Origin of the sequence: Ferruginibacter sp. (assembly GCF_014377975.1) — a bacterium.
Lineage (GTDB): Bacteria > Bacteroidota > Bacteroidia > Chitinophagales > Chitinophagaceae > Ferruginibacter.
On the sequence record NZ_JACMOO010000065.1, the window covers coordinates 13,233 to 31,089 of the forward strand.

15 protein-coding genes are annotated in these 17,857 nt (G+C 38.6%); 4 read left to right on the forward strand and 11 right to left on the reverse strand.

The window, feature by feature from the left end; genetic code table 11:
- Window positions 1–123 precede the first annotated feature (123 nt).
- The 6 genes from H7254_RS04240 to feoB form a co-directional block, all read right to left on the reverse strand.
- Window positions 124–873, reverse strand: coding sequence for a 2-phosphosulfolactate phosphatase (locus H7254_RS04240; RefSeq protein ID WP_301931801.1), 750 nt, complete (start codon window positions 871–873; stop codon window positions 124–126).
- A gap of 10 nt (window positions 874–883) precedes the next feature.
- The gene (locus H7254_RS04245; RefSeq protein ID WP_301931802.1) at window positions 884–1,357 is read right to left on the reverse strand and encodes an SRPBCC family protein; all 474 of its coding nucleotides are present in this window, start codon (window positions 1,355–1,357) and stop codon (window positions 884–886) included.
- A 154-nt stretch (window positions 1,358–1,511) separates the two neighbouring features.
- Entirely contained in the window at window positions 1,512–2,597 is a 1,086-nt protein-coding gene (gcvT, locus tag H7254_RS04250) for a glycine cleavage system aminomethyltransferase GcvT (RefSeq protein ID WP_301931803.1), read from the reverse strand.
- 260 nt (window positions 2,598–2,857) lie between these two features.
- Window positions 2,858–5,077, reverse strand: coding sequence for a PspC domain-containing protein (locus H7254_RS04255; RefSeq protein WP_301931804.1), 2,220 nt, complete (start codon window positions 5,075–5,077; stop codon window positions 2,858–2,860).
- A 56-nt stretch (window positions 5,078–5,133) separates the two neighbouring features.
- Window positions 5,134–5,508 (reverse strand): PadR family transcriptional regulator, encoded by a 375-nt coding sequence (locus tag H7254_RS04260; RefSeq protein WP_301931805.1) that lies wholly within the window; start codon window positions 5,506–5,508, stop codon window positions 5,134–5,136.
- Between the two features lie 653 nt (window positions 5,509–6,161).
- The gene (feoB, locus tag H7254_RS04265; protein WP_301931806.1) at window positions 6,162–8,279 is read right to left on the reverse strand and encodes a ferrous iron transport protein B; all 2,118 of its coding nucleotides are present in this window, start codon (window positions 8,277–8,279) and stop codon (window positions 6,162–6,164) included.
- A gap of 234 nt (window positions 8,280–8,513) precedes the next feature.
- Here feoB and H7254_RS04270 point away from each other — a divergent pair, with 234 nt between their 5' ends.
- From H7254_RS04270 to H7254_RS04280, 3 genes are read left to right on the forward strand one after another with little or no spacing between them, the layout of a single operon-like run.
- Window positions 8,514–10,151: a M20/M25/M40 family metallo-hydrolase gene (locus tag H7254_RS04270; RefSeq protein ID WP_301931807.1), complete on the forward strand. Its 1,638-nt coding sequence runs from the start codon at window positions 8,514–8,516 to the stop codon at window positions 10,149–10,151.
- Between the two features lie 47 nt (window positions 10,152–10,198).
- Window positions 10,199–10,633, forward strand: coding sequence for an IPExxxVDY family protein (locus H7254_RS04275; protein ID WP_301931808.1), 435 nt, complete (start codon window positions 10,199–10,201; stop codon window positions 10,631–10,633).
- Between the two features lie 31 nt (window positions 10,634–10,664).
- Complete coding sequence (locus H7254_RS04280; RefSeq protein ID WP_301931809.1) at window positions 10,665–10,922, forward strand: 4a-hydroxytetrahydrobiopterin dehydratase; 258 nt, start codon at window positions 10,665–10,667, stop codon at window positions 10,920–10,922.
- Here the strand turns inward: H7254_RS04280 and selD are convergent.
- From selD to mnmH, 3 genes are all read right to left on the reverse strand, one after another.
- Entirely contained in the window at window positions 10,919–11,977 is a 1,059-nt protein-coding gene (gene selD / locus H7254_RS04285) for a selenide, water dikinase SelD (protein WP_301931814.1), read from the reverse strand. The two genes, H7254_RS04280 and selD, sit on opposite strands and share 4 nt — an antisense overlap.
- Before the next feature lie 62 nt (window positions 11,978–12,039).
- A complete protein-coding gene (locus tag H7254_RS04290; RefSeq protein WP_301931810.1) occupies window positions 12,040–13,365 on the reverse strand; it encodes a hypothetical protein in 1,326 nt (441 codons plus the stop codon).
- Window positions 13,343–14,449 (reverse strand): tRNA 2-selenouridine(34) synthase MnmH, encoded by a 1,107-nt coding sequence (mnmH, locus tag H7254_RS04295; RefSeq protein WP_301931811.1) that lies wholly within the window; start codon window positions 14,447–14,449, stop codon window positions 13,343–13,345. Before mnmH ends, H7254_RS04290 begins: the two co-directional genes overlap by 23 nt.
- An 85-nt stretch (window positions 14,450–14,534) precedes the next feature.
- Between mnmH and H7254_RS04300 the strand changes: the two genes are divergently transcribed.
- Window positions 14,535–15,140, forward strand: a complete 606-nt coding sequence (locus H7254_RS04300) for an MFS transporter (protein ID WP_301931812.1) — start codon at window positions 14,535–14,537, stop codon at window positions 15,138–15,140.
- Between the two features lie 227 nt (window positions 15,141–15,367).
- On the opposite strand, the gene rho is transcribed toward H7254_RS04300, so the two are convergent.
- Window positions 15,368–17,026, reverse strand: coding sequence for a transcription termination factor Rho (gene rho / locus H7254_RS04305; protein WP_367875416.1), 1,659 nt, complete (start codon window positions 17,024–17,026; stop codon window positions 15,368–15,370).
- Window positions 17,027–17,435: 409 nt separating this feature from the next.
- Window positions 17,436–17,857: NAD(P)-dependent oxidoreductase (locus tag H7254_RS04310; protein WP_301931813.1), on the reverse strand; the 422-nt coding region annotated here is incomplete at its 5' end.

The following is a 17,857-nucleotide window of genomic DNA, read 5'->3' on the forward strand; positions in this document are numbered from 1 at the left end:
AAAATACATATTTTCGAAAAGGCAATTTGCAAAAGTAAAGAAAAATAAAGAAAGGAGGAAAGGATAACGGAAGTTTATGTGCGAATCAGTATTTAGCATTCATTAAAACTAAAAAGAGCATGTCTAAACGCGTTCTCCCTGTGTGCCAATCACTAATTTTCCGCCTTCATAAACGCATAAAACATTGGCAGCATCTTCAGTAAGGCAATAACGGATATCTTTTTCGAGCCCAAATTTTGAAAGGCGGAGATAATGGGATGCATGCTTGTTTTTTAAAAATTCAAACAAATCTTTTCTGGCATCTTTGTACATTGTTTCAGCCATTTGCGAAGCATCGCAATTAATAGTAAAATGTTCCTTTATCCGGCTAATTACGGCACCGGCAAATAAAGTATCCTCAATATTTACTCTATCTTTCCACGCGGCACAACCTAAAATTACATGGCGCTTTTGTTCAATCAAATAATCGCATACGGCAGATAAATTACCAAATGAACCTGTGATGATTTTTTTTGCGCCTTTCTCCAATGCCATGTGCAATAATTTAGTACCATTGGTGGTGGTAAGCACCAGGGTTTTACCGCTTACAAATTCCCGGGGGTATTCAAATGGCGAGTTGCCGTATGATAAACCTTCTGCTACTTTTCCATCTCTTTCGCCTGCAGTAATTCCTTCAATTTGTTTACCAATCCGTATACATGCTGCCACACTATCTACCGGAATAATACACTTGGCGCCATTGTACAAAACGGTGGCAATTGTTGAAGTAGCTCTTAATACATCAATGATTACAACTATGCTGTTGCTTACATCATACAGGTGCAGCAAGGCAGGAGACAGAGAAGTATGTATGGAGGGTTTTACTGGGTTCATTCCTGCAAATTTAATTTAATATCGCCTTCCACTTTTCACTTTCGGCATATTCTTTCATTAACTGATTTCTTTTACCCAGCAGTTTTTCCATGTATCGTTTCAAAAACAGTGTGTTCGCTGCTTTTCCGAGTTTGCCATAGGGGCTTTCAAAATCAACTATATCAATCATGATGGTGCCATTATCAACCTGTTTAAAATGATGCTGGTGAATAAAGCTTTTAAAATCTCCCCTGGTCATTTCATCTTCAAACATTAGCGGTGTTTCCATTTGGGTAATGGCAACAGTAAACTGCCTGATTTTAAAAAAATGTTTTGCCTGCCAGGTTACCGTTTCGCCTTTGTTTATGAGGCCATGTGTAGTGCCTGCGATGGCCGTTTCATTGGTATGCGCCATCGATTTTTTATGCATGCTGATGCTGCGGCTTAAATCGAAAACCCTTTTGGAAGGCGCTTTTATAAAAGTGGTTAAATGAATATGGGCCATTTGAAGTATAAATATAAGGTTGAAGGTAAGAAATTTTGTATGGCTTTACAGTACATTAAAAACCCTGGCCCACAATAACATCCTCCGGAAAATATTGCAGGTAATCTCCTATTTTTTTTTACAAACAGAACCGTTTTAAAAGCCGTACACTCCATTATGCAAAAGGTATTTTAACCACTTTTGCTTTTAGTAAAGTATTGCGGATACTGATGTAAATTTCTTTACCAATGGCAGCATACTTACTATCAACATAACCCATGCCAATGGCCTTACCCAACGAAGGAGATTGTGTTCCGGAAGTTACATTACCAATGATGGATCCTTCAAAATTCTTTATTACATAATCATGCCGGGCAATACCTTTTTCCAGCATTTCAAACCCTACTAATTTTTTTGAAACACCTTTGGCTTTTTGCTTTTCAAATATATCTTTTGAGGTAAAATCCTTGGTGAATTTTGTAATCCATCCAAGCCCTGCTTCCAATGGCGACGTGGTGTCATCAATATCATTGCCGTATAAACAAAAACCCATTTCCAATCTAAGTGTGTCCCTTGCTCCCAGGCCAATTGGCTTTATACCCTGTGCTGCACCCGCAGCAAAAATAGCCTGCCATATTTTTTCAGCATCCTCCCCCTTATCCTCAAAATAAATTTCTATGCCCCCTGCACCGGTATAACCCGTTGCGCTGATCAGTACATTGTCAACACCAGCAAAAGTACCCCTTACAAATGTGTAGTATTTTAAATTCAGTATATCCTTATCAGTAAGCGACTGCAAAATTCTACTGGCATTAGGACCTTGTATTGCAAGCAAACAGGTTTTATCAGAAATGTTGTTCATCTCCACTTCCCTATCATTGTGATCGCTGATCCATTTCCAGTCTTTATCAATATTGCCGGCATTTACCACCAGCATGTACACTTTGTTTTCTTCCATGCAATACACCAGCAGGTCATCAACAATACCGCCTTTATTATTGGGCAGGCAACTGTATTGCGCCTGGCCAGCAGTTAATTTAGCCGCGTCATTACTGGTTAAACGCTGAACCAGTTCCAATGCATCGTTGCCTTTTAAAATAAATTCGCCCATATGGCTTACATCAAAAACCCCTGCATTGTTGCGTACCGTGGCGTGTTCATCATTAATACCGCTGTAACTGATGGGCATATTATAGCCTGCAAATTCAGCCATTTTTGCACCCAGTGCTATGTGCTTTTCTGTAAAAGGCGTAGTTTTCATTTTATATTTTTAATAAAAAAATTATAGCCGCAAAAATAGAGTAACTGTTGCTGCAAATAAAAAATTATTGTCCGGGCAAAGAAGCAATGTGGAGCATCCTTGCATCGCCCTCTTTTACTGCATACCTATTGGGAGCTTTTATTAAAGCGCAGTGAAAGCGGTGTCATTGATCACTTTTTTTCTTCAGAAGTGCAAGAACACAAAATCCCGCCAATAACGGCAGGACCTGTGTTTGTTCCACTTCAACTCAACTATTGAAACTATATTAATCCAATGCTTGCCACCGGACTGTACGATTGTAACAATGAATCACCGGTCGATTCAGCTTCGCTTTTGGTTACATTTAATTTTTCCAGCTTCTTCTGGTTCTCTTCCTGTTTTTTTCTCATATCATTCTGTTCTTTCAGTAAAGAATCTTTGTATTGTTGCTGAATTTTTTTTAGGTCTGTTTTTAAAGAATCTATTTTTTGTACACTGTTGTAGCGGTAACCACCACCTTTGTTATCAATCTTTTTGGTAGTATCTTCCTCATTGTCACCGTTATCGCCTTTGCGGTTATTTCTGTCTCCATTCTTCCATTCATCTGCTGGTTTGCCATTTAAAGTATACAAGCCATCTGCCCGCATAACATAGTTTACATCTGGTTGCCATCCTCTTTCTTCATCATCAATATCAAGGTCATTATTGTGGTCATTCCACGGTCCGCTAAAGTGAATACTGTTGTTCCATCCTACATTTTTATTAACCCTTACCTGTTTACCAACAGGAATATACACAGTAATTATTACCCGCTGGTTACGAAATTTATCTTCTTTAGTAATGGCAATACCTTTATCAAGCAACAGTAAAGAATCTCTTTGGGTAACATTAAATGACATGAGTCTTGCCAGCGTATCTGCAGAACGTCTCGTATTGCCGTTGGCCATTTTAATCAGGGTTACCCTAAAGCTATCGTTGGTTGATTTGATGATTTTAATTGAAACATTTTCAACAAAAACAGTATCATCATCCAGGTTTTGAAAAGGTTCAAACGTTAACCAGTTGTTGCGGTAATATTTTTTAAGGGGCGAATTATTGGATATCTCAAGTTTGGCAACGGACGGATTGCTTAAAGTAATATCCTGTTCAATAATATTATTGGTACTTTTAAAATCACTTGTAACAGATGCCAGTAAAAATATAAAACAAGCCCATCCAATAATATAAAGACTAATAAAAGTAAAGCGCAATAGTTTTCGGTTGCTCTTCATTTTTGCCAGGCGGCGTATAACCCAGGTGATGATACCAATTACGGGTACGGCTATAAAAAATATCAACGTGCCCCAGGCCAAATAATTTTGCCAGCCATCTGTTAATAAAAAATCCTTTAAAGGAAATACACCGATAGATGCAACAGCAAAAGCGAACAAGGCTGCTACAAAGGCAAAACCAAAACAACCAATAATAAAATAAGCAAAGGCCTTTACAATAAATACAATGATATCACCCAGGGACCGGCTACTTCTTTTAGCCACTGTACTCATCTCTGCACCCATAGTTTTTCCTTTTTCTTCTGCAAAAGTCCTGACCTCTTGTCCTAATTTTTCTGCTCTTTGCTGCACGCCTTTCATTTCTTCCACAACAGAATTTTTGATCGAATTCAAATCTACTTTTTCTCCTTTCATTTCAAGTTTTTCGGCGGTGTTGCCGGCTTCTGGTATTACCAGCCACAAAATAATGTATATGATTAGGGCACCCGGGCTAAACCCTAGTGTGAGAAAATTGGAGAAATCCATAAAACCCCAGTGGCTCCAGTGAAAAACAAAAGTTAAAAAAGGCAATAGAAATAATATCCTTGGTATCCACGGACTAATGCCGAAATAATTACCGATACCACCGCAAACACCTGCTATTTTTTTATCGTCAGGATCACGGAATAGTCTTTTGCGGGTGCCACCAATTACTTTGGTGGCACTGCTGGGTACAGCGATCCATAAAATAATATAGGGAATTAAACCAAATCCAAATGAAATGGCCAGTACCACAAAAATGATTCTTACAATTACGACATCCACCCCAAAATAATTGGCCAGGCCAGAACAAACACCGCCAAAAATTTTATCGTTTTCATCCCGGTACAATCTTTTAAGTGCAGCAGTGGCGGCGGCTTGCTGGTATTGTTGCTGTCCGGCAGATGATGAAGAAGCGGTAGAACTTTGCGTGTAGGCAGTACTGTCTTCCCCTTCAAATTCTTCCGGTCTGCCCATACTTTTAATGATGGCGTTTACATCTTCATCGGTAATGCAGGTAACTCCTTTTTTTAATCTTTCCTGAAATAATTCTGCAATACGGCTTTCAATATCATTGATAATTTCTTCCTTGCCTTCTTCGTTTGCAAAATAAGTATTCAGGCTGGCGGTATATTTTTTAAGCAAGTCAAATGCAGACACTTCTATCGGCACTACTTGTCCGTGGAAGTTGATATTTATTACTTGTTTCATGGTTAATTGTATTTCGTATTCGTTAGTTGATTCAATCCGCAGCAAAAAATAGTACCTTACTTTTGTTCCGGGTTGTTGAAGTTGGTGTTGCTGGTATGTTGTTGTTCGGCTTCTGAAAGTGCTTTTACAGCGTTAGCCAGTTCGTTCCAGGTGGCTTCCAGTTCTTTGTAAAACGCATCTCCTTTTTCGGTGAGGGAAAAATATTTCCGTGGCGGGCCACTGTTACTTTCTACCCAGCGGTATGTAAGAAACTCTGCATTTTTTAACCTGGTTAGCAGCGGGTACAATGTTCCTTCAAAGATGTTCAGGTTGGCTGTTTTCATCTTATCAATAATATCTGATGGATAAGCCTCTCCCTGTTTGATTACCGAAAGAATACAAAACTCCAAAACTCCTTTCCGCATCTGGCTGGCTGTGTTATCAATGTTCATGACTTCAATTTTTAAAATTCAATTTGGTAAGCTTATTGGATTTGCTATTTACAAGTTTTTCCGGAATTGCACTTGTATTTTTACTGCCTCTCGCCTTTATAAATCAAAGATATAAAAATTATAGTACTATACAACACATAGTACCATTTATTTTTTAGTAGCTGGTGGTAACTAATAATGCATGATCGGCTAAAATCCAGTATAGGTATGGTTTTAACGGGAAATTTATTTTTTAAATTTTTATTTGAAAAATGATAATAGGTAAAATAAGGTTGATAAGTGGCGATAGAGTACCCATCGCTTAAGAGAGTAATAGAAAATTAAGCAGCATAAATCAAAAATATTTACTTAAAATAAAATTAAAGCAGGAATTAATAATTACGGTACAGGCTAAAACTAAACCCATTAAAATAGTAAAAGAATTATTGAAGGAATAGAAAAAAACAGTTGCCCCCAGCAGGAAATTATAAAATGTTGCCTAAATCATTATCAGAAAAGATGTATAAATTATTTATCCTTCAAATAAAACTGAACTTTTATCAGTATCACTGCTGAAATACTTTGAGCAGTAAATTGAAATATGCTGACGTAAACCGGTTTTGTGAACAGCAGGCAATTAAAGTTTTGTAAAAAATAAATTATTTCACAGGCATTTATACAAAAATATTATATATCCCCCAGCTTAATAAATAGGCCAGCCCCGTCATATAAACCAATTGAATGAGTGGCCATTTCCAGCTACGGGTTTCTCTTTTTACTACCGCCAACGTACTCATACATTGCATAGCCAAAACATAAAATACCAGCAGCGATAAACCTGTAGCGAGGTTGTATACTTTGGTTCCATCGGACCGTACGGCAGCATTCATTTTTTGGCGTAAAGTACTGCTGTTGTCACTGGCATCTTCGCCCACACTATATAACGTAGCCATTGTGCCCACAAATACTTCCCTTGCTGCAAAAGACACAATCAATGCGATACCAATTTTCCAGTCGTACCCGAGCGGGCGAATGACTGGCTCTATGTATTTACCCAATGTACCGGCAAAAGAATTTTCCAGCAATGCTGTTTTACGTTCCCGGTTTAATTCGGTTTCCTGCTGTGGATTTTGCTGCACCAACAGTTGATACTTTGTGGTAACGGCCGCCATATTTTTTGCCGGGCCAAATGTGCTTAGCACCCACAATAAAAGGCTGATGACCATAATAATTTTGCCAGCCTGGAACACAAATATTTTTGCTTTTTCTATCATGGTGGTAAGCGCATTCTTCCACCGGGGTGCCCGGTAAACAGGCAGCTCTAAAATAAAAAAACTTTTCTCTGTAAGTTTTATAAACCACTTCATTACCCAGGCTACAATGAGTGCCATTACCGTACCCAGCAAATACAGCCCCATCATAACCAAGCCCTGCACACTTAAAAAACCAAAATATAATTTTGAAGGAATAACCAATGCAATTAAAATAGTGTACACGGGCAACCTGGCGCTACAACTCATTAAAGGCGTAACCATAATGGTGAGTAGACGTTCTTTTCGGTTTTCAATATTTCTTGCACTCATGATGGCGGGAACGGCACATGCCAGGCCGCTGATCATGGGCATTACGCTTTTTCCATTCAGCCCCACTTTGCGCATCAGCTTATCTGTTAAAAAGCTGATCCTTGCCATGTAACCCGTATCTTCCAGCAATGTTATAAGTCCAAATAATATCATTATCTGCGGGATAAAAACCATAATGCCGCTAAGACCCGCCAGCACACCATTCACAAGCAGGTCGCTCCACCACACTGTGGGCAGATTGCTGCTCAGGAAACCGCTTAGCTGACCGAAGATCCACTCAATGGCATCCATGGGATAATGCGCTACCCAGAACACACTTTGAAATAACAGGAATAATACTGCCACTAAAATAAGATAACCCCATTTTCTGTCCAGTAAAATATTGTCGAGCTTTTCGGTAAACAATACTTTTTTTAACGGGTCATTTTCCACAACCGTACCCTGCATAATTTGCTTAATGCGGCTGTAACGCTGCATTATTTCTTCGGCCTGTGTTCGGGTGGCATTAAAATTATTTTCTGTTTCAATGGCTTCAATTTTATCCTGCATTGAAGCACCAAGTTTAAAATGCTGATGATTAATGAGGTAATGCAACGCAGTGTAGTCGCTGATGAAAGGATATAATTTTTTTACCGCGGCCACCGGATTTTCTGAAAGACCAAAGTTGTGGATGAACTCCCTTGGTGCAGCATTATTTTTGGCTGCGGTTTGATCAATAATTTTTTTTAATTGCGGTATGCCTTTTCCTTTTCTGGGATTGATGCTTACAACGGGTACGCCCAGTTCTCTTTCAAGGCCAGGTATATCAATCTGGGTTCCTTTATTTCCTGCAAGGTCCATCATGCTAAGCGCCAGTACCACCGGCACTTTGAGGTCGATGATTTGTGTGCAAAATAACAGGTTACGCTTCAGATTGCTGGCATCTGCAACTAATAAAACCATATCAGGTTTTATATCTTCGTCCTGCTGTAATAAAACTTTATAAGCTACCCATTCATCCGCCCGTTTGGGATACAAGCTATAGGTTCCTGGCAAATCAATCAGGGTTGCAGAAAGCGTTTCAGAAATGGTACATTGCCCTGTTTTTTTATCAACTGTAACACCGGGAAAATTACCCACTTTTTGGTTTAACCCTGTTAATACATTGAACAATGAACTTTTACCGCTGTTGGGATTACCTACTAATGCTATGTTTATTTTTTTTGTCAAAATTAAATTAGATACAAAAGTAATGGCTATCTATCTTTAAAATTTACGAAATTGGAAAGAAGGTTCCGGTAGGTTTCAAGAGCTGTTAAAATTTTTATCTATCTAAAATGCTTACCAGCAAATGTTAAGTCTGTAAATTTTAAGGCATGCTTTTGGTAACATAAATTTTTAAATCATACCCACAACTATAGTCCTTGTGTTAATTATCTTTACAGTTCCTTAACCAACACTTTTATGAAATATATTTTTTACTGCCTGCTGTTAACCACGCAAATTGTTACCGCACAAAAATTAAAGAAAGGGGATAAAGCGGTTATCACAAATTTACAAAAGCACATTAATTACCTGGCAAATGATGCGCTGGAAGGCAGACGAACAGGCAGCAAAGGAGAAAAGCTGGCTTACGAATATATCAGCAATGAATTTTTTAAAGCCGGCCTGGCACCCAAGGGTAACGACGCTACCTTTTTGCAGGGGTTTGATGTAAATGATGGAAAGATGGTTAGCAATACCTCCCATCTTTTTATCAATGACAACGATCTTGTAATGGATAAAGATTATTTTCCTTTGGATTTTAGTTGCAATGCTTCCTTAAATGCGGTAGGTTCAATTGCATTGCAGGAGAATGGCTCGCCCTGGTTTTATGATATTAAAGAAATGCTGGAAACCAATAAAAATAATCCGCATTTCAACCTAACAGATGCCATTAAAATTAAAGTGGCTGATGCTGCAAAAAAAAGAGCAACTGGTTTTTTTATTTTCAACAGTTCCGCCATGGCGGATGACTTAACGTTTGATCCAAAAGTAAAGTCAGAATTAACGGCCATCCCGGTTATTTATATTACTAAAGCTGGCAAAGAAAAATATTTAAAAGATGAAACTGCCTCGCAGGATATACAATTAAAAATATCTATCGTTGATACAAAGAGAGTTGGCCATAATGTAATTGGTTACCTTGATAACCATGCAGCCAACACCATCATTATTGGTGCCCATTACGATCATCTTGGGTATGGAGAAGATCACAACTCTTTGTACACTGGCACAACACCACAAATACACAATGGCGCAGATGATAATGCGAGTGGTACCGCAGCGGTAATAGAATTAAGCAAACTATTAAAAGCATCCAAACTTAAAAATAACAACTATTTGTTTATTTGTTTTTCCGGTGAAGAACTTGGTTTGTTTGGATCAAAATATTTTACGGAACATCCAACCATTGATATGGCCCATGTAAACTACATGATAAATTTAGATATGGTAGGCAGGTTAAATGACAGCACACATGGATTAAACATTGGTGGGTATGGTACATCACCGGTATGGGGACAAACTTTATCACCCCATGATAAATTTTTTAAAATAAAATTCGACAGCAGCGGCACGGGACCAAGTGATCATACTTCTTTTTACAGAAAAAATATTCCTGTATTATTTTTCTTTACCGGCATACACAGCGATTACCACAAACCTACAGACGATGCGGATAAGATTAACTATACCGGAGAATGGATGGTGGTAAAATATATTTATTCGCTACTTGAAGATACCAACAAAAAAGAAAAGCTTGCTTTTGCAAAAACTAGGGAATCTGGCATGAGTAGTACCACAAGTTTTAAAGTAGCCCTGGGCATAATGCCTGATTATACTTTTAGTGGTATTGGTGTAAGGGCAGATGGGATCAGCGAAGGAAAGGTTGCCCAAAGAGCCGGTATAAAAGCCGGCGATGTAATTATACAGTTAGGTGAATATAAATTTAGCGACTTACAAACTTATATGCAAACACTCAATAAATTTAATGAGGGAGATGCCACCAAAGTAAAAGTAAAAAGAGGAAATGAGGAACTGGTATTTGATATTGTTTTTTAAACAATAAGAGAACCATATTAAAATAAAGTTTTTCTTAAATGCGGGATATGAAGCTTAAAATAGACAATGAAACAATAGCCCGGGAATTTTTTGAAGACTCCATACTGCTGGGTATTGTAGCGCCTGTTAAAGACTACCAGTTGTGCTGGCAGCTAAACCAGATATTGGGTTTTGATTTCAGGATTAACAATGATTTTGAAATTCAGCTTACCAAAAAAGAAAGAAAATATTTTTTTTCAATTTACGAATATCTGCTGCCCTCTACATGCCTTACCCATTATTTATACAACAACCAGTTTGACGGAGAATATTTATTACCGGAGTTTAAACACCTTGATTTTTTATGGCTGATGAAAGGAGAATATGTGAGTAAAGAAGAATTAAAGGCCCTGATTTATTCCATTAAAACTTTACCTGGTGTACAATTAGTAAACGAAATGACCAACGAAAAAATAAAACACAAGCAACACCTTATTTTTTAAGGCCTTCACAGGCTCCAAACTGGTATTAAATTTGTTAGAATATTTAAAAAGTAATTTTATGTGGGAAGAAAAAAATAATAAACTGTATAAAAAATTCGAATTCAAAAACTTCTCAGAAGCTTTTGGTTTTATGGCAAGAGTAGCCCTCGCCGCCGAGAAAATGGATCATCATCCACTATGGACCAACATTTACAATAAGGTAGAAATATGGTTAAATACACATGATGCCGGAGACGTTATTACAGAAAAAGACAGGTTACTTTCTATTAAAATTGATGCATTGGTTTAAGTGTGTATCCATACTGCTTTTTGTTGCAGTGCTATCATTTTTCCAACGGGAGTAATAAATTTTTCCAATTCGTTTTGTTGCAAAATATTTTTTACTTCTTCAACGGCATTTACATCAACCGCTATCAGCAAACCACCACTTGTTTGCGGGTCGGCGAGGATCATTTTTTGATATTCTGTAATATCCCCTATTTTTTCTCCATAGCTATCCCAGTTTCTATGTGTTCCGCCGGGTACGCATTTTTGATCAAGATAAGATACAAGTTCAGGAGTGATCAGCGGTATATTTTCAAAATTAATTATTGCAGTTACACCACTACCCTCCGCCATTTCAACCAGGTGTCCTAATAGTCCGAAGCCGGTAACATCGGTCATTGCATGTACTCCTTTTGTCTTCCCCAGCGCTTCGCCCACTTTGTTCAATTGCATCATTTGCCTTGCTGCTACTCCTTTGTGGTCTTCTTTCAACAGGCCCTTTTTTTCTGCAGTAGTTAAAATACCCACGCCCAATGGCTTGGTTAAAAATAAAATATCCCCTTCCCTGGCCAGATTATTTTGTTTAATATTTTCAACAGGTACTAATCCGTTCACAGCCAGGCCAAAAATTGGTTCGGGGCTGTCAATACTATGTCCGCCGGCAAGGGGAATACCCGCTTCCATGCAAATACTTCTGCTGCCTTCAATTACTTTTTGCGCAATGGCAGGCGGCAAAATATTGATAGGCCACCCCAATATAGCAATGGCTAAAATAGGTTTGCCACCCATTGCATACACATCACTGATTGCATTGGCCGAAGCAATGCGGCCAAACTCATAAGGGTCATCAACAATGGGCATAAAAAAATCTGTAGTGCTTATCAGGGCAGTACCATTGCCCAGATTGTATACCGCAGCATCATCTTTACTATCATTGCCTACTATTAATTTATCGTTGTCAGGCCTCGCAATATTACTGGATAAAATCTCGTCTAATACTTTGGGTGCAATCTTACATCCACAGCCTGCACCATGGGAGTACTGGGTAAGTTTAAATACCTGATCTAAACTTTTTTCCATAGAAAATACTGCATCATTATTTTTCATTAATTCGTCATTTATCATTGCTCTAAATATTTTTGCTATTTCTTCTTTCTTCGCAGAATGATAGCGGCATTGGTTTGTAAATCGGCACTAAAACGTACATCGTATACTGCTTCTCCATCGTGCACCACCAGTAAACCTGTATTGGGTGGAATGCTGCCTAAGTTTTCTGCATACATTACCAATTTGATAGAATCCGGCGTGTCTTTGGTAATATAAATTGTTTTACTGACTGCTTTGGTACTTAATCCTTGTTTTGAAAAAATTACATCTCCGTTCATTACCACGCTTACGGTATCGCCATCTACATACCCATTATCATATAAGGTTAGCACCAGGCTATCGCTTTGAAAAAATACAGATTGCGTTGAGGCGATACCTCTTTTATCTACATCTGCTGCACCTTGTACTGTGCCAGGAAGTGCTACCGGTACGGGCTTTTTTTCAATTGTTGCTACCACAATATCTTTTGGTTTTGCAATTATCGCCGGAGCTGGCATAACAGCGGCTGGTTTGGTTATAACTATCGGTAATTTCTTTACCTCAACAGGTTTAATAGCAACAACAACCGGTGGTGAGGTTGGTTTAAATAGAACTGGCTTGATAATAGCTTTTTTTGCTTCAACCGGTTTACTTACAATTACAACTGCGGGTTGTAACGGTTTTGTTTCAACAGGTTTAGCCACTGTTGCAATTGCTAAAACGGGTGGTGGTACAGGTGCTTTTATTTTTATATGTACCTTTTCAGGTTTTTGTGCTACATCAGGATTGAGAAGTACCGGAGGGGTTCCAGCATTTTCTAATACAGGTAATTGTAGTTCTGCAACTTCCGGTACCGGTTTTTTTTGAGGTTCGTTAAATACTAACTGATCTGCCAGTTTTAAATCCTGCAGTTTTTTATAAAGCACCGTTGTTTTGAAATCATTTTTCCTTTGCATTTGCACCGTGCCAGTAGCCGATAAAAAACGTTTGGTGCGGTTGGTGCTCCAGCTGCCTTTTAACTGCATAGTGGAATCCTGTATAGTTAAAGTAACCTCCATTATTTTTTTAATATTTTTGGGGGGGGTAAAGCTAAATGAATTGTCTAACAGGCTAACATCTTCAATAATTACTTCCTTGTCTTTTTGCCTGATGGTAACATCCCTGAGACCGGTTTCTATTTTGCCATTTTCTTCAAAAGTGATATGAGAATAGCCAACCAGTTTACCTTTTACTTCGCTGATAGACAGCTCAAAAGGTAAATGTTGTTTTGTTGAATCAACATACATCTCGCCTTTCCAAAGGCCGGTAATATCCTGTGCAGGTAACAGAACCGGCATTAGTAAAAGAAATAAAAAGAAACTAAGGAGCGGTAATTTTTTCATGCATCAGTTTTTGAATATTGCTTTTTGTTTCCACCTCTAAACAAGTAATTTTCTTTATTAATGCCGGTATAGTTTCCCTAGCCGCTAATCCTTTTTCGTAATATTTATCATAATACTTCAACAAAATACGAAAACATTCCCGGTGGTTATTTTCTTGTAAATAATTTATTGCCATTTTTGTTTCCAGGCCACCCAATCTTTTTTGAATTCTTATAATTGCATTCTCCATTGGCTCCTTCCCGAATATGCCATATTCTTCGGTAAGATAACCGAGCCTTTCTTCAAAAGGGATATCTAAAAATAACACCCTGCTTCGGCGCATTTGTTTCCAAAAGCTATCCGGAATATTCAGTGCTCCAATCCGTTGGCTTTCGTCCTCAATAAATATTTCGCCCCCATGAATGGTACCAGTCTCAGAAAATAAATGAAGTTTTTTGGCCAGTAAATTTTCAAACATTTCCTGTGTGGGTTGACGCTTTTCGCCCAATGCCCCAAAGGCAGAACCTTTATGGTTAGCCAACCCTTCCAGGTCAATAATTGACTGGCCTGTTCGTTCCAGTTCCTGCAATACCAATGTTTTTCCAGAGCCTGTGTAACCGCCCAGGATAGTTAACGGCCAGGATGTATCAAATTGTGATCTTGCCCACTGGCGGTACATTTTATATCCGCCGGATAGTGTAAACACCTTAAAACCATAGAGGTCTAATAACCACGCCACGCCTGCACTTCTCATACCACCACGCCAGCAATGAACAAGAATAATGTTGTTTGTTGGTTGATCATTGTTAGTTGACAGTTGTTTTTTGGCCAGCGATCTAAGGTCAATCAACATTGCTTCCACTTCTTCCACCATTGACCGCATTTTTATGCCAAAATAATCCAGTCCTATTTTGATCGCCTTTTTTCTGCTTTGCTGTTTATAGGCAGTACCTACTACTTTTCTTTCTTCATCTGTAAACAGCGGTAAGCTGTATGCCCCTGGAATATGTGCATGCAAATATTCGCCCGGACTGCGAACATCCAATACCGGATGCAAGGCCGCCAGTTGTAAAAACTGATTGATTAAGATTTTTTGTACTGCCATTGTAAATAAAAAATGCTGCTGCGCAAGATACACCAAGAAAAAAGCTGCCGGAAAAATTAACTAAAAAAACAAAGTATATTTATTGATGCTTAGAATTATTAAACAGTTACTTCCCTTATTTATTGTTCAATTTTTTACCTGGCTTGCTTTATTTTCATTATGGATTTATGCTACACCGGTTATTACAAAATATATTTTTAATACTACTGATGCAGAAAGTACCGCATTTGAAAACGGCACAACCTGGGTAGGTATTTGTTTTGCACTTTACAGTACGTTGGCGGCTTTGCTGGCTTTTGTAATTCCACGTTTAACCAAAAGCTTTAGCAAATATAAAGTGCATGCGATGGCTTTGCTGATTGGCAGTATTGGTTTGTTGTTAATTTACTATATAAAAAATCAATACGTTTTGCTGATTTCGTTTGTATTTATTGGCATTGGCTGGAGCAGTATCAGCAATATTCCCTACAGTATCATCGGCGAAATTGCACCCGAAGATAAAATGACCACTTACTTTGCAGTATTTAATTTTTCAATTGTGATACCGCAAATAACTGCCGCCTTTTTATTGGGATTTTTAACCCGCCATTATTTTGCAGGCGAAACCAACCTAACGATTTTAACCGGGGGTATAGCAATGTTTGTTGCAGGATGTATCATGTTTTTTGTAAAAGAAAAAGAAGTTGAATAACTAATGAATGGCTCAATTTGTAAATTCTTTCAAAGTAAACATTGTATGTAAGTTTGGTTTATGTTCAACTTAAGCAATTTTAAAATTTATAAAGGGTGACCCTGTTCGGGTAAAAGAAATAAAAAAACCGCCGCTGAAAAATCAGCGGCGGTTCTATATTTTCACATTGAGCAATTTTCAAATTTTCAAATTGCTTTACCACATATTTTCAAATTGTCACATTATTTTTACCCGTTCATAGAAGTTAAAAACTCTGCGTTGTCTTTGGTACCCTTCATATTTTTCAGCAAAGTATTCAATGCTTCTTCGGGGTTCATATCGGCCATGTGTTTGCGCAATACCCACATGCGTTGGAAGGTTTCTTTATCCAGCAATAAATCATCGCGGCGGGTAGAAGAGGAAACGATATCAATGGCAGGATAAATACGGCGGTTGGAAAGTCTTCTGTCCAGCTGCAATTCCATGTTACCGGTACCCTTAAATTCTTCAAAAATAACTTCATCCATTTTACTGCCGGTATCTACCAGGGCTGTTGCAATAATGGTTAAAGAACCCCCAAATTCTATTTTACGGGCAGCACCAAAAAATTGCTTTGGTTTCTGCATGGCGTTTGCTTCCACACCACCACTTAATACTTTGCCACTTGATGGAGCCACTGTATTATGCGCCCTTGCCAAACGGGTAATGCTATCCAGCAATATAACCACATCATGGCCGCACTCTACCAGGCGTTTTGCTTTTTGCAAGGCAATGGTCGAAACTTTTACATGCTTTTCTGCCGGTTCATCAAAAGTGCTGGCAATAACTTCTGCCTTTACACTGCGCTCCATATCCGTAACCTCTTCCGGCCTTTCATCTACCAATACAATCATCAGGTAACATTCAGGATGATTTTCTGCAATGGCGTTGGCAAGTTCTTTCAGCAACATGGTTTTACCCGTTTTTGGCTGGGCAACAATCAATCCGCGCTGGCCTTTACCTATTGGTGTAAAAAGGTCCATTATGCGGGTGCTGTAATTATTGGAGGCAGTTGTAAGATTTAATTTTTCAAACGGAAACAATGGGGTAAGATAATCGAATGGCACCCTGTCTCTAACCTCTTCAGGGCTTTTACCATTGATGGTTTCCACCTTTAACAGTGCAAAATATTTTTCACCTTCCTTTGGCGGGCGAACAGATCCATACACCGTATCACCGGTTTTTAATCCAAACAATTTTATTTGCGAAGGCGACACATAAATATCATCGGGTGAAGAAAGATAATTATAATCGCTGCTTCTTAAAAAGCCGTAACCGTCTGGCATCATTTCCAATACGCCCTCGCCCAAAATAATACCATCAAATTCAATATTAAAAACCTGCTGGTCTCTGCGCTGCTGGTACTGCTTGTTGGGATAGTTGCTTTGCTGGCTGCTTTCACTCTGCTGTATTTCCGGCTGCTGTTGCTGTACATCATCTTCTTCATGCAGCAGGGAAGCGATAGCCGCAGGGATGGTACTTTGCTCATCCGTTATTGGCTGCAGGTCTTCTTCCTCATCCTTTATTACGGGCTGCTTTTTCCTTTCGGCGGTATGCTCTGCTCTTTTGGGGGGTTTGGTTTCCGTTTGTTTTAGTTCAGACGGTGCAGGTTTTATTTCTACCCTGGGTTTTTCAGCCGGTGGCAGTACTGCTTCTGTAGCATCAGCCACAGGCTTTATTGTTCGTTTGCGTTTTGGCTTTTCGTCGCCTTCGTTTTTTGCTGGTGCATTCATAGAGGTTTGCCTGGCAAGTATCTTATCAATCAGATCCTGCTTTTCTAATTTTTTGTAGTTGGAAATAGTGAGTTGCTCTGCAATATCATGCAACTCAGGAACGAGCATATCGTTCAGTTGTAAAGTGTCATACATAAAGAAATGAAAAAAAATTTTTCAAAAAATCCGATCTTAAAAGTCTTGAAATAATCCCAATTATTCGGGTGAGAATTTGGTTTTGATGGAATGAGACTCTGACGCAGTAGTAAATGGAAAGACCTTATCAGTAATATTCCTGTACAATATTACAATGTTTTTACTAAATACTAAAAAAAAATTTGTTAATGATTGTGTAACGGGTTTGTATCCTGTGGATTGGGGTCTTGCAAAAATGAATGCGTGAATGATAAAACTAACTTCGGTGAAGATAGTAAAAGCAGCATTTTTTAAACCTTTTTTGTACAAGACAGACTAAACACGTTCTGCATAGAAATTACAACCTTCTTATTCCCTGTAGAATAAGATAATATACCGGACCGCCAATGCCTGCCCTTAGACTTTTGTTTTACACAACCCTGTTTGTAAGGTTAATTCCAGCTTCAAATTCATCCATATTTGCCAGTGTTGTTTTTGCAATTTCAGCCAGTGCCTCCTGGGTAAAAAATCCCTGGTGAGATGTAATCAAAACATTTGGGAAACTCAGTAGGTGCATGATGTCATCATCATCAATGATATTTTCAGAAAGATCATTAAAAAAAAGCTTTTCCTCCTGCTCGTATACATCAAGGCCAAGGTAACCGATACGCCCGGTTTTAAGCCCTTCAATTGCAGCGGGTGTATCCACCAGCGCTCCCCTGCTGGTGTTGATAAGCATAACGCCCTGCTTCATCATTCCAATACTGTTTTGGTCAATAATATGTTTGGTTTGTTCTGTAAGCGGGCAATGCAGCGAAACAATGTCTGCCTGCTGCAATATATCTGCCAGGG

Bases quoted from the DNA above. Each gene is read 5' to 3' on its own strand.
- H7254_RS04240 (WP_301931801.1), bottom strand. From the start codon at position 873: ATGAACCCAGTAAAACCCTCCATACATACTTCTCTGTCTCCTGCCTTG.
- H7254_RS04245 (WP_301931802.1), bottom strand. From the start codon at position 1,357: ATGGCCCATATTCATTTAACCACTTTTATAAAAGCGCCTTCCAAAAGG.
- gcvT (WP_301931803.1), bottom strand. From the start codon at position 2,597: ATGAAAACTACGCCTTTTACAGAAAAGCACATAGCACTGGGTGCAAAA.
- H7254_RS04255 (WP_301931804.1), bottom strand. From the start codon at position 5,077: ATGAAACAAGTAATAAATATCAACTTCCACGGACAAGTAGTGCCGATA.
- H7254_RS04260 (WP_301931805.1), bottom strand. From the start codon at position 5,508: ATGAACATTGATAACACAGCCAGCCAGATGCGGAAAGGAGTTTTGGAG.
- H7254_RS04270 (WP_301931807.1), top strand. From the start codon at position 8,514: ATGAAATATATTTTTTACTGCCTGCTGTTAACCACGCAAATTGTTACC.
- H7254_RS04275 (WP_301931808.1), top strand. From the start codon at position 10,199: ATGAAGCTTAAAATAGACAATGAAACAATAGCCCGGGAATTTTTTGAA.
- selD (WP_301931814.1), bottom strand. From the start codon at position 11,977: ATGGAAAAAAGTTTAGATCAGGTATTTAAACTTACCCAGTACTCCCAT.
- H7254_RS04290 (WP_301931810.1), bottom strand. From the start codon at position 13,365: ATGAAAAAATTACCGCTCCTTAGTTTCTTTTTATTTCTTTTACTAATG.
- mnmH (WP_301931811.1), bottom strand. From the start codon at position 14,449: ATGGCAGTACAAAAAATCTTAATCAATCAGTTTTTACAACTGGCGGCC.
- H7254_RS04300 (WP_301931812.1), top strand. From the start codon at position 14,535: ATGCTTAGAATTATTAAACAGTTACTTCCCTTATTTATTGTTCAATTT.
- rho (WP_367875416.1), bottom strand. From the start codon at position 17,026: ATGTATGACACTTTACAACTGAACGATATGCTCGTTCCTGAGTTGCAT.